10 protein-coding genes and 4 tRNA genes are annotated in these 12,101 nt (G+C 57.5%); all 14 read left to right on the top strand.

Features of this window, described 5'->3' with window-relative positions; all coding sequences use genetic code 11:
• Positions 1–59: 59 nt before the first annotated feature.
• The 14 genes from VSS37_RS06140 (at position 60) to nusG (ending at position 12,082) form a co-directional block, all read left to right on the top strand.
• On the top strand, positions 60–593 hold the full coding sequence (locus VSS37_RS06140; protein ID WP_324693912.1) for a DUF2799 domain-containing protein: 534 nt from the start codon (positions 60–62) through the stop codon (positions 591–593).
• 129 nt (positions 594–722) lie between these two features.
• Positions 723–2,549: an autotransporter assembly complex protein TamA gene (locus tag VSS37_RS06145; RefSeq protein ID WP_324693914.1), complete on the top strand. Its 1,827-nt coding sequence runs from the start codon at positions 723–725 to the stop codon at positions 2,547–2,549.
• On the top strand, positions 2,546–6,145 hold the full coding sequence (locus tag VSS37_RS06150; protein ID WP_324693915.1) for a translocation/assembly module TamB domain-containing protein: 3,600 nt from the start codon (positions 2,546–2,548) through the stop codon (positions 6,143–6,145). Before VSS37_RS06145 ends, VSS37_RS06150 begins: the two co-directional genes overlap by 4 nt.
• A 13-nt stretch (positions 6,146–6,158) precedes the next feature.
• Positions 6,159–7,586 (top strand): Lcl domain-containing protein, encoded by a 1,428-nt coding sequence (locus VSS37_RS06155; protein WP_324693916.1) that lies wholly within the window; start codon positions 6,159–6,161, stop codon positions 7,584–7,586.
• 34 nt (positions 7,587–7,620) lie between these two features.
• On the top strand, positions 7,621–7,794 hold the full coding sequence (locus tag VSS37_RS06160) for a hypothetical protein (protein WP_324693917.1): 174 nt from the start codon (positions 7,621–7,623) through the stop codon (positions 7,792–7,794).
• Between the two features lie 96 nt (positions 7,795–7,890).
• On the top strand, positions 7,891–8,448 hold the full coding sequence (locus tag VSS37_RS06165; protein WP_324693918.1) for an Lcl C-terminal domain-containing protein: 558 nt from the start codon (positions 7,891–7,893) through the stop codon (positions 8,446–8,448).
• 137 nt (positions 8,449–8,585) lie between these two features.
• Complete coding sequence (locus VSS37_RS06170; protein WP_324693920.1) at positions 8,586–9,182, top strand: Uma2 family endonuclease; 597 nt, start codon at positions 8,586–8,588, stop codon at positions 9,180–9,182.
• Between the two features lie 179 nt (positions 9,183–9,361).
• Positions 9,362–9,446: transfer RNA gene (locus VSS37_RS06175), tRNA-Tyr, on the top strand.
• 65 nt (positions 9,447–9,511) lie between these two features.
• Positions 9,512–9,585 (top strand) — tRNA-Gly (locus VSS37_RS06180).
• Positions 9,586–9,613: 28 nt separating this feature from the next.
• Positions 9,614–9,689: transfer RNA gene (locus VSS37_RS06185), tRNA-Thr, on the top strand.
• Between the two features lie 34 nt (positions 9,690–9,723).
• A complete protein-coding gene (tuf, locus tag VSS37_RS06190; protein WP_324693922.1) occupies positions 9,724–10,914 on the top strand; it encodes an elongation factor Tu in 1,191 nt (396 codons plus the stop codon).
• Positions 10,915–10,973: 59 nt separating this feature from the next.
• Positions 10,974–11,049, top strand: a tRNA-Trp gene (locus VSS37_RS06195).
• A 104-nt stretch (positions 11,050–11,153) separates the two neighbouring features.
• Positions 11,154–11,549, top strand: coding sequence for a preprotein translocase subunit SecE (gene secE / locus VSS37_RS06200; protein ID WP_324693923.1), 396 nt, complete (start codon positions 11,154–11,156; stop codon positions 11,547–11,549).
• Positions 11,549–12,082 (top strand): transcription termination/antitermination protein NusG, encoded by a 534-nt coding sequence (nusG, locus tag VSS37_RS06205; RefSeq protein WP_324693924.1) that lies wholly within the window; start codon positions 11,549–11,551, stop codon positions 12,080–12,082. The genes secE and nusG overlap by 1 nt, the downstream gene beginning before the upstream one ends.
• Positions 12,083–12,101: the final 19 nt, after the last annotated feature.

Below are 12,101 nucleotides of genomic sequence, written 5' to 3' on the forward strand. Positions count from 1 at the left end.
CGCGGGTTGCGGCAGTTTCCAAGACTTGCGTATGGGATGGTTGTTTGGGGGAGTATGTGATGAAGAAGACAGCATTGTTGTGTGGTGTGGCAGTGGCGCTGAATGCGTGCGCTTCCTTGTCGCCGGAAGAATGCAAAACGGCGGATTGGGCGCGGCTTGGCTACGCTGATGCCATGAAAGGCGCTGCGGCGCAATTGCCGGATTACGTCAAGGATTGCGCCAAGGCTGGCGTGACACCTGACCCGCACGCGTATATGGGCGGCTACGATAGCGGGGTCAAGGCGTTCTGCACTTATGAAAAAGGCGTGGAGGTCGGGGAGCAGGGTCGTTGGGTCGCTGATTTATGCAACAAACCGGGGCTGGCTGAAGCGTTCAACCAGGGGCTGGCCAAAGGCAAAAAGCGCTACGAGAAGCAACAGGAAATCGACCACAAGGAAGATGAACGCAGCAAGCTCGAACAAAAGTTGAAGGACATCAAGGATGGCAAGGTGCAATCTTCCGTCCAGGAACTTGATCTTCTATACCGGGAAAAAGAATTGCTTGGAAAGGAAATCGACGTGCTCAAACGGGAAAAGGACGCCATCAGCCCCTGACCTGCGCCCGTAACCCGCCTGCCCGATCAGGCGGGCAACCAGCAAAAAAAGTATCCACCCATTCTATTGTTGGCGTCATGTTTCTGCCGTGACGCCAACTTTCTGCTATTTTGCTTAGGGAAAGGATGAGTGTCCTACAATCTTTGCTGGTCAAAACCGGGAGGCTTGCCATTGAAGGCGTATATAAAACAATTCGTCTGCGGTTTGTGTTTGTTGGGGGCCGGTACGCAGGGGTTGGCGGCTTTTTTTCAGCAGACTGAGGAGGAAGCGGCGGCCAAAGAAGAATCGCCAGTGAAAGTCAGTTTTGAGGGGGCGGACACTGCGCTGGCGGATAATTTGCGCGCCTTTATGCCCTCACTGCGCAACCTCAAATGTGATTCTTCCAGTGAGCGGGTGGCCCGCTTCATTGACTCCGCCGAAGAAAAATTACAGGAAGGCGCGCAGGCGATGGGCTATTACGACGCCCATTTCAACGTCACTTCCGCGCAACGGGATAATTGCTGGGTCTTGGCTGTCGCCGTGCAGCCGGGGCAGCCGGTCACGGTCACCCAGGTTGACATTACGCTGACAGGCTCAGGCAAGGATCTGAAAGGTTTCCAGGATATTATTGCGACCCCTCCCTATCAGCCTGGCGATGTGCTGGTGCATAAACCCTACGAAGACTTCAAGGCCAGCCTCAGCCGCACCGCCAATAATCTGGGTTTTTTTGATGCGGAATACCAAACCCGTGAAATCCGGGTCGACCCGGACACCCGTCAGGCGCAGGTGGCGCTGCATTTTGATACCGGCGACCGTTACCAGATCGGCAGCGTGACGGTGGAGCAGGATGTGCTGGGCGACAAATACCTGAAGCGTTACCTGCGGGTGCATGAGGGCGACGCCTACAATGCCGAAAACTTGCTGAAGCAGCAGCAGGTTCTGGAAGGCAGTGGCTACTACAGTGACGTGCAGGTGAGCGGCCATTACCAAGATGCCCAGGGCGGCCTGGTGCCGGTGGAAATTAACGCCGAGCGCCGCAAGCGCTATACCTACACCAGTCGGCTTGGTTACGGCACGGACACCGGCTTCCGGGTGGAAGGCGGGATGGACATCCATTGGGTGAACAGCAAGGGGCATCAGCTGCAATCGGCAGCCAAGGTTGGCCAGCAGGAGCAGTCGGTGGAAGCCACTTATAAGGTGCCGCTATGGCATCCTGAACATGAATACACCAGCCTGTCCGCCGGCTGGCGGCACAGCGACAATGGCGACATTGAAAGCAAAGGCGTCAAGCTGGGGTCGGATTACAACCGGCGCTCCAAGGACGATTGGCAGCAGACGGTGTTCACCAATTATGTGGATGAAACCACCCAGGTGACGGGCGAGCCGGAAATCCATTCACAATTGACCTTGCTGGGGGGGCGGGTGAAAAAGACCAAGAGTGACGACCCGCTGTTTCCTACCAACGGCTGGCAGGTGGCGGCAGAAGTGCAAGGCGCAGTCAAAGGCATGTTGAGCGACCAGAGCCTGTTGCAAAGCAAAGTGGGCGGCAAGTACCTGCATACCCTGGACAATCAGGACAAGCTGATTTTGCAGGGCGCGGCAGGCGCGACCTTGACCAATGACCTGAATGAAATGCCCAAGTCGCTGCGTTTCTTCGCTGGCGGACAGAACTCCGTGCGCGGCTATGACTTTGAATCCCTGGGCGCCGCCAATGAAAACGGCGAGGTGATTGGCGGCAAGCATCTGCTCACCAGCAGCGCCGAGTACGAACACCCGCTGGCGGAGGACTGGAGCGCGGCGGCTTTCGTTGACGCAGGCAACGCTTTTGACCATTGGGGGGGCGTGGACATGAAGGTCGGCGCAGGCGCAGGCGTGCGTTATAAATCCCCGCTGGGGCCAGTGCGGGCGGATATTGCAGTCCCCAAGGATAACGCCAGCGATGTCCATTACTACTTCAGTCTGGGACCAGACCTGTGAGGAAGTGGCTGAAATATCTGCTGGTGAATCCGTTGGCGGTGCTGTTGTTTGGCGCGTTGCTGCTGGTGGCGCTGGCCGCTTTCCTGGCGTTGACCCGCACCGGCTCCCATTGGCTGTTGGGCAACGCCCAACGTTTCGTGCCTGAACTGCAACTGGAAGGCGTGGATGGGGCGCTGGCGCATGGCCTGACGTTGGACAAGCTGCGGTGGCGGGACGCCAGCGTTGACGTGGAAGCTTCCGGCGTCAAATGGCAAAACGAATTCGACTTGGGTACGCCCGTCACCCTGCGGGTCACGGATCTGCGCGCCGACAAGTTGCGGGTGCAGGTGCTGGATAACGCGGCTGATGCGGCGCAAGCGGACAAGCCGTTCGAGCTGCCAGCGATTGTGCTGCCATTCAATGTCGACGCCCGCTCGGTCAGCATTGGCGAGCTGGAAGTCGACGCCGGATCGGCACCGTTGCATTTCCGGAATGTCACTCTCAACGGGCGGACTCATGACGGGCGTTTGCAGGTCGAAGCCCTCAAGGCGGAGGCCTATGACGCGGCGGGCAAGGCTGATCTGGCACTGACGGGCAGTTTTGGCCTCGATCAACAGCACGGGCTGGACGCCACCCTAAAGGTCGCTTCCGATAGCCAACACTGGGGCAAGGGCACAGGCGTCATCCAGCTTGGCGGCGAGTTGCAACACTATGAGCTGGATGCCAACGCAGACTGGCGCTATGCCGATTACCCGCGTTATCAGGGCAGGTTGCAAGGCAAGGGCACGTTTGAGGATCTGGATGTCAGCAGCCTGCAACTGGACGGCGACGCTGGCAAGCTGGCCGCCAGCGGCAAAATTGGTTGGCAGAATGGTTTCAGTTGGGACGCTGATGTGCAGGGCCAGCAGGTCAACCCTGCGCCGTTTGCGCCCGAATGGCCCGCCAAACTGGAGGTCGCGCTCACTTCCAAGGGCGAATGGGCGGAAGGCAAGACCCATATTGCGTTGGACATCGCCCGTTTGCAGGGCAAGTTGCGTGAATATCCCGTGGATGTCACGGGGCAGGGCGACTGGAATGGCAAACAGGCGGTGCTGCATGCGCTGGATGCAAAGGTGGGCAATAACCGCTTGCAGGCTAACGGCAGCGCCAGCCAGCAACTGGAGGTGGAGTGGAAGCTGGATGCGCCCAATCTGGCCCAGCTTTACCCCAAAATCGCGGGGCGCGCCACTGGCTCCGGCATATTGCGGGGGCAGGCGGACGGATCGCAATTGCAACTGGAGGTGGCCGACCTGTCCGGCAAGGTGGAAGGTTACGACCTCAGCGCCAAAGGCAAGCTTGACTGGGGGGATGCCAAGTTGGCGGCGCAGGATGTGCTGATCCAGTCTGGCAATAACCGGCTGGAAGTTTCTGGGCAGGCGACCGAGCCGTTTGACCTGCGCTGGAAAGTGGACGCCAAAAATCTGGCCAAGGCGTGGAAAGGGCTGGCAGGCAGCCTGGCGGGCGAAGGCGTGCTCAAAGGCACATTGGCCAAGCCGGAAATTCAGGCTGACCTCAAGGGCGACGGTTTGCGTTACCAGGATCTTCGCCTCGGCCTGCTGGATGTGCAGGCGCAACAAACGGGTGAGCGCTATGACATCCATGGCGTGTTGAAAGATTTCAAACAGGGTGAAACCGTCGTCCCGTCCGCCAAAGTGGATGGGGAGGGCACGCTGGAAAACCACCGGGTGACGGCACAAGTCACGCATCAGGCCGGGAAAGCCGACTTCTCCGCCAATGGCGGCTGGCGCAACGGGCAATGGCAGGGGACGGTCGCCAATTTGTCCCTGCGCGACACGCCCGCAGGTGATTGGAAACTGCTTGAACCTGTCAGCTTGCAGGCATCCGCCAAAGCGTTCGCCAGTTCCAGCCTGTGTTTGGCGAGCCGGGGCGCACGGGCGTGTGGCAAGCCTGCGTGGACGCCGCAGGCGGGCTTCAGCATCAGTGGCGTGTTGCAACAGATTCCACTGGTGATGCTGAGTCCGTGGCTGCCGCCGAACGTGAACCTGGCGGGCGTCGCCAATGCCGATTACCGTTTTGAGCAGCGCGGCGGCAAGCCTGTGGCCAATGTCGCCTTGCGCCTGCCGGACAGTTCAGTCAGCGTGCGCGACGCCAAAGGCAAGCTGGAAACCGTGCAATACGCCAATGCCCAGGCGGATCTGAAGCTGAATGACCGGCAGGCGGATGTGCAAGCGCAACTGGATGTGACCCACTATGGCAAGTTGCGGGCGGATGGGCGTCTCGACCTGTCGCCGCAGAATGGCAATCACCGCATCAATGCCCATCTGCTGGCGGATATGCCGGATATTGGCTGGATGGAGCGTTTTTCACCCCAAATCGACCATTTGCAAGGCAGGGTTGCTGGGGATGTGAGCATTTCTGGCCTGCTCCGCCAGCCTGCGGTGAGCGGGGACATGCGGCTGCTGGATGGGCAGGTGCATCTGCCGGAAACCGGGGTGACGCTCAATGACATCAACCTGACGTTGCAGGCCAATGGGAGTGAGCACGCTGCGATTACCGGCAGTTTGCGGGCGGGCGCGGGCAGGATGAACGCGGATGGTTCCCTGTCATTGGCTAACCTGCCCAATTGGCGGGCTGATGTTAACCTGAAGGGTGACAACCTGACGTTGATGGATACGCATGAAGTGCAGGCGGCTGTTTCCCCTGACCTCAGGATTCAGGCCAGCCCTACGGATGTCGATGTTGCTGGCAAGTTGTTGATCCCGGCTGCCACCATCAGCCTGCGTGAAATCCCGCAATCCGCCAGCCCGCTGTCTGATGATGTCGTCATTGTCGGGCGCGCATCCCCCGGGCAGAAAGAGCCGGTGGTGCTGGTGAAAGATGCGCCGTTGGATATTACGCCGGATGTCAGCATCGAGCTGGGCGACAAGGTGAAGTTTACCGGCTTTGGGTTGGATGCACGCCTGACCGGCAAGCTGCGGGTATTGCGCACCCGCCAGGACATCATTGCCGAGGGCGTGCTGAATGTGGTGGACGGCAAATACACGGCTTACGGGCAAAACCTGGAAATTGAACGCGGGCGGTTGATTTTCAATGGGCCATTGGATAATCCGGGGTTGGATGTGCGGGCCGTGCGCGAGGTGGAGGATGGCGATGTCAAGGTTGGCATTTCGCTGGCGGGCACGGTGCAGCGGCCGGAATCGGAGCTGTTTTCTTCCCCGCAGCAAACGCAAAGCGACACGCTCAGTTACCTGCTGACTGGGCGGGCGTTGTCCGGCGTCAGTGGCGACCAATCATCGTTGCTGATGGATGCCATTAGCGGGCTTGGCATTGCAGGCGGGGAAGGGCTGGCGCAGCAACTGGGCGGCAAGCTGGGGTTGGATGAGTTCGGCGTCAAGGCCAAAAACGGCAGGTTTGACCAAGGGGAGCTGGCGCTGGGCAAACGGCTCGGGCCGCGCTTGTACGTGCGTTATATCGTCAGCCTGTTTGATTCCTTGCAGCGGGTGGCGGTCACCTACCAGATCAACAAGCACCTGCAACTGGAGGCGCAGACCGGCATTCAGCAGGGCGTTGACCTGATTTACAAGGTCGACACCAACAAGGGGCCGCTGGGGCCTTGATGGCTGAAGTGGGATGTTAAAAGCCTTATGTCTGTCAGCGCCGTTGCTATTGAGTGCTTGCGGTGGCGGTGGCTCTACGGGTAGCAGTGTGGCGGGGGATAACCTGCCCGCGAATTTGGCTCCTTACCTCGCCAGCAACTCGATAGCCCGTCCCGATAGGCTGGAGTTTCGGGTGGTCAATACGTCCGGGGTCGTGTGTGCGGCGCTGCCGCAAGATGTCACGGTTGCTTATGATGCCCCGAAAAATGGCAGGTTTATCCTGTTTGACGACTATAAGGATGGCAAGGAACTGTGTTACCTCGCCCTCAGTGAAAACAATCCAAAGGAAACGCTCACCATCACGGTGAAAAACCCGGATGGCACGGATTTTCCCGGCAGTGGGCTGGTCGAAGTGGACGCCAGCGAATCTTATCTGACGCCTGATCCGCCAGCCCCACCTCTGGTCACCAACAGCGCGCCGACAGCCAGCGGGGTCAGCATCAGCGACGGCAACGGCGGGGATGCGGTGGTTGGCGACACGCTGACCGGCAACTACACCTACAGCGACGCGGACAACGATGCGGAAGGAGCATCCACATACCGCTGGCTGCGTGACGGTGGCGCGATTGTGGGCGCGACCGGGCGAACCTACATGCTGGTGGCCGCTGACGCGGGTCACGGCATCACATTTGAAGTCACGCCGGTGGCGGCGGCGGGCGCAGGCCCCGGCGCGGCGGTGGCGTCCTCGGCTGTTAATGCTGTTTCTGCGGTAGTGCAACCTTCCCCCACCGGCAAGCTCAACGATACTGGCATCACTGCCGACCAATGCGGTAATGCTTCGGCCAATGCCGCCTGCCCGCAGGCCGGTTTCCCGCAGCAGGATGGCGAAACTGGGCGCGACGCCACCCAGCCCACCAACAATGATGCTGATGGCCATCGTGGTTTCAGCTTCACCAAGATCAGCAGCACTGGCATGGCGCTGGCAGCTGATGCCGCTAGCTGGGCTTGCGTCAAGGATAATGTCACTGGCCTGATCTGGGAGGTGAAGACCGATGATGATGGCTTGCACGACAAGGACTGGACTTACACTTGGTATGACCCCAATACCGTAACCAACGGTGGCGACAACGGCGTGGCCAATGGCGGCAGTTGTGGCGACACCAGCGCTTGCGACACCAGCAGCTATGTGGTTGCGGTGAATGCGGAGGGCTGGTGCGGCGCAACCAGTGGTTGGCGGATGCCGACCGTGGGGGAACTGCAATCCATCGCTGATTTGTCAGGTAACGGTCTGGCGATTGATGTGGCGTATTTCCCGAATACGGTTTTGTGGCTCTATTGGTCAGGAACACCGTATGCGGGGGATGCATCCAGCGCCTGGTATGTCTTCTTCGGCTACGGTTCCGACGGTTTGATTGGGCGCGACTTAGGCGTTTCTGTGCGGTTAGTCCGTTCCGGTCAGTGATTTTGCTTTTTGCAAACGGTTAGGGCGCGCGAGGTTGTCCATTGGCGTTGCATCGGCTGGCGGGGTTGGCTTTGCCCCCTCGCCAGCGGTGGAAGCAAGATTGCCAGCCCGTCTTGCCAAAGAACTCCATGCCTTCCGCGATTTCGGCCAGTTCGAGCGCGCCGCCCAAGGCGCGGTCAAAGTCAGCGAACAAGCCGGGGCTGGCTAAAACGAATACTGAACCCTACAACCGGAAGCCCTCTTGATCCTCCCCTAATAAGGGGGGGGAGGGGGTTCCACCACCATTTCAACCAGGAGACAATCCATGAAACAACGACTCTTAACCTGCGCCCTGTGGGGTGGCTTATTGATGGCGGGCTCAACAAATGCCCAAACCTGCACTAACACCAACATGACGGAAAGCACCCCCACCAGCCGCTACACCTTCGGCGCTGGTGGCGTGGTGACAGACAACACCACTGGCCTGATGTGGAAGCGCTGCCTAGAGGGGCAAACCTTTTCCGACAACGGCACACCCAGCAATTATCTGGATGATGCTTGTACTGGTTCGGCAACAGGCCTGGACTGGCAGGAAGCCCTGGGTCAAGCGCAAACCGCCAACGCAGCCAATGACGGCGGCCATAACGACTGGCGCGTACCCAACCTGAAAGAACTGGAAAGCACGGTGGAATATTGCCGGGTAGGCCCTGCCCTCAATACGGAAGTTTTCCCCGGATCGGATGACGGGTTATGGAGTGGCAGCCCTTTGACTTACCCAGGATATGAACCCTACGCCTGGAGTGTCCTCTTCGACGGCGGTACCGACCTTGGGGGTGACCGCAACGATGGTCGTGCTGTGCGGTTAGTCCGTTCCGGTCAGTGATTTTGCTTTTTGCAGCAGCGGTTGGGCGTGGGGGATGGTGGGTTGTGTTTTCAACCCACCCTGCGGTGTTGGTAAATTCAGGTTATACTGGGTTCGTAACCACGGTAACGATTGTCCATCAGCAGCAGGTAGCCGCCATGTCGCTTGCCAAACAGCATACGTTCTTGAGCATTGAGGATTTTCTTGCGGGTGAGCAGGTTAGTGAGGCCCGCCATGAGTATGTGGATGGTGTGGCGTATGCCATGGCGGGAGGCAGTGTTAACCACAATCTGATCAGTGGCAATGTTTACCGCCTGCTTGGCAACCATTTGGCAAGCCGCTCGTGCACGCCTTTTACTGCAGATATGCTGGTCAAAACAACACAGACCCGTTTCCGCTATCCTGACGTTGCGGTGTTTTGTGGTGAATTTTCCGGTGATGAGACTTATCTGGATAATCCGGTATTGCTGGTTGAGGTGCTTTCCCGCAGCACTCGGCAGAATGATAAGGGCAGTAAGCTGACCGAGTATCTTGCCCTGCCATCCTTGCAGGAGTATGTCTTGATTGAACAGGATTTTGTCGAGATCCAGGTATTGCGGAGACGGAATGGCTGGCGTCTTGAAAGTTATTATCTTGGGCAATCGATCGTCTTTGAGTCGGTTGGGGCAAGCGTTTCCGTTGAGGCCATTTACCTCAAGGTTAACAATGGGGATGTGCGGGAGTGGCTGGAGAAGGCAGGGGCAGGCTCCAGCTAACCTGAGTTTCGTTAGGTTTTCCGTCAGTAGCCTCCTGGATTGACACTGAGTTTGGTTCGCCCGCCTTGGCTAACACCGGATGCAAGGGCTTTTTTATCTGTCGAAAAATAATGCCAAATTTGTAGTTTACATGGTTGACATTGATGGGTGATTCACTCACAATGCCTGCCTTTCCAGTCGGAGGGGTTCCCGAGCGGTCAAAGGGGACAGACTGTAAATCTGTTGGCTCTGCCTTCGAAGGTTCGAATCCTTCCCCCTCCACCATATTGGTTTACACGTTCAGCTTGATTCATATCGTCACGCGGTGCGGTGTGGGTAAACGGCTTCAGGCGGGTGTAGTTCAATGGTAGAACCTCAGCCTTCCAAGCTGATGGTGTGGGTTCGATTCCCATCACCCGCTCCAAATTCTGGCTGAGTCGTTTGATAGTTTTGCTCTTGTAGCTCAGGTGGTAGAGCGCGTCCTTGGTAAGGACGAGGTCGGCAGTTCGAGTCTGCCCAAGAGCACCAGTTATTGCAAAGATTTAACGGGAAGTTATCGGAAATGGCAAAAGGTAAATTTGAGCGCACGAAGCCGCACGTAAACGTAGGCACGATTGGGCATGTTGACCATGGCAAGACCACGCTGACGGCGGCGCTGACGGTGGTGCAGTCACGCAAGTTTGGCGGTGAGGCCAAGGCGTATGACCAGATTGACGCCGCCCCTGAGGAAAAAGCGCGCGGCATCACCATTTCCACAGCGCATGTGGAATATGAGTCTGACAACCGCCACTACGCCCACGTTGACTGCCCAGGGCATGCCGACTACGTCAAGAACATGATCACCGGCGCGGCGCAGATGGACGGTGCGATCCTGGTGTGCTCCGCCGCTGACGGCCCGATGCCGCAGACCCGTGAGCACATCCTGCTGTCCCGCCAGGTGGGCGTCCCTTACATTGTGGTTTACATGAACAAGTGTGACCTGGTGGATGATGAGGAGTTGCTGGAGCTGGTGGAGATGGAGTTGCGTGAGCTGTTGTCCAGCTACGAGTTCCCCGGTGACGACACCCCGATCATCAAAGGCTCCGCGCGCATGGCGCTGGATGGCGACCAGTCCGACATCGGCGAGCCTTCCATTGGCCGCCTGATTGAGGCGCTGGACAGCTACATCCCCCAGCCTGAACGCGCCATTGACGGTGCCTTCCTGATGCCGGTGGAGGACGTGTTCTCCATTTCCGGCCGTGGCACGGTCGTGACCGGCCGTATTGAGCGCGGGATCATCAAGGTTGGCGATGAGATCGAGATTGTCGGCATCCGCGCCACCCAGAAAACCACCGTCACCGGCGTTGAGATGTTCCGCAAGCTGCTGGACCAGGGCCAGGCGGGCGATAACGTGGGCCTGCTGCTGCGTGGCACCAAGCGTGACGACGTTGAGCGTGGGCAGGTGCTGTGCAAGCCGGGCTCCATCAAGCCGCACACCAAATTCGAGGCGGAAGTCTATGTCCTGTCCAAGGAGGAGGGTGGCCGCCACACGCCATTCTTCAAAGGCTACCGCCCACAGTTCTATTTCCGCACCACTGACGTGACGGGCGCCTGCGACCTGCCGGAAGGCACTGAGATGGTCATGCCGGGTGACAATGTCAAATTGGTGGTTAGCCTGATCAGTCCGATTGCGATGGAAGACGGTTTGCGTTTTGCCATCCGTGAAGGTGGTCGTACTGTGGGTGCTGGTGTTGTTGCGAAAATTCTCGAGTAAATATCTGCTTGTATTTTAAAAGAGCAGGGAGTATCCTCCCTGCTCTTTGCATTGTTTACAGGCCAATAGCTCAATTGGCAGAGCGGCGGTCTCCAAAACCGCAGGTTGGGGGTTCGATTCCCTCTTGGCCTGCCATCTTTTTGATGGCTTTGGATAATGGGTTGTATGTCTGCATTTATTTGTAAAATAACAGTGCATTACCCAAAGTCATTCGACTTATCTGATTTGGTGAAAAACAAATGTCAGCACATGCCGAAGATCAGGGTTCATCGCTTGATATGGTAAAGCTCTTGGTTGCTATTGTCCTGTTAATGGCAGGCATTGCAGGGTTTTATTATTTTGAGAATTGGCAAGGGCAGCCGGTTTCGGTACTTTTGCGTGTTTTGGGCTTGTTGGCGGTTGTTGTTGTGGCTGCTGTTATTGCGCTGAATAGCCATTCTGGTAAGAAATTGCTGGGCTTTTTGAAAGATTCGCGTCTTGAAGTCCGTAAAATGGTTTGGCCGACCAGGGCTGAAACCATACAGACGACATTGATGGTGATGGTGATTGTTTTGATTCTTGCCATTTTCCTATGGGGCGTGGATTCTTTATTGGGCTGGGGGGTCAAAAGTCTGTTGGAAGGAGGTGGCGCCTGATGGCGAAGCGTTGGTTTGTGGTTCAAGCGTATTCTGGTTTCGAGAATCAGGTAAAGCGCTCTTTGGAAGAGCGCATTGTGCGTTTTGGCTTGCAGGATGCTTTTGGTCAGGTGCTGGTGCCAACGGAAGAAGTGGTGGAAATGCGGGATGGGCAGAAGCGTCGTAGTGAGCGCAAGTTCTTTCCGGGCTACGTGTTGGTAGAGATGGAAATGAATGATGATACTTGGCATATGGTGAAGGAAACTCCCAAGGTGCTAGGTTTCATCGGTGGAAAAGCGGATAAGCCAGCACCGATTACCCCAAAAGAAGTGGACACTATTATGCGTCGAGTGGAAGAGGGGGCGGAGAAGCCGCGTCCCAAGGTTCTTTTCGATGCTGGAGAAGTGGTGCGTGTAACGGATGGGCCGTTTAAAGACTTCAATGGGGTGGTTGAAGAAGTCAATTATGAGAAAAGCCGTCTGTTGGTTGCGGTACAGATTTTTGGTCGTTCGACACCAGTCGAGCTTGAGTTCTATCAGGTCGAAAAAACCTGATCTGATAGGTAAGGGGAGC

The organism is Candidatus Thiothrix phosphatis (assembly GCF_035668035.1).
GTDB classification, from domain to species: domain Bacteria; phylum Pseudomonadota; class Gammaproteobacteria; order Thiotrichales; family Thiotrichaceae; genus Thiothrix; species Thiothrix phosphatis.

Coding starts and splice junctions, on each gene's coding strand:
- tuf (WP_324693922.1), top strand. CDS start 9,724: ATGGCAAAAGGTAAATTTGAGCGCACGAAGCCGCACGTAAACGTAGGC.
- VSS37_RS06140 (WP_324693912.1), top strand. CDS start 60: ATGAAGAAGACAGCATTGTTGTGTGGTGTGGCAGTGGCGCTGAATGCG.
- VSS37_RS06165 (WP_324693918.1), top strand. CDS start 7,891: ATGAAACAACGACTCTTAACCTGCGCCCTGTGGGGTGGCTTATTGATG.
- nusG (WP_324693924.1), top strand. CDS start 11,549: ATGGCGAAGCGTTGGTTTGTGGTTCAAGCGTATTCTGGTTTCGAGAAT.
- VSS37_RS06155 (WP_324693916.1), top strand. CDS start 6,159: ATGTTAAAAGCCTTATGTCTGTCAGCGCCGTTGCTATTGAGTGCTTGC.
- secE (WP_324693923.1), top strand. CDS start 11,154: ATGTCAGCACATGCCGAAGATCAGGGTTCATCGCTTGATATGGTAAAG.
- VSS37_RS06170 (WP_324693920.1), top strand. CDS start 8,586: ATGTCGCTTGCCAAACAGCATACGTTCTTGAGCATTGAGGATTTTCTT.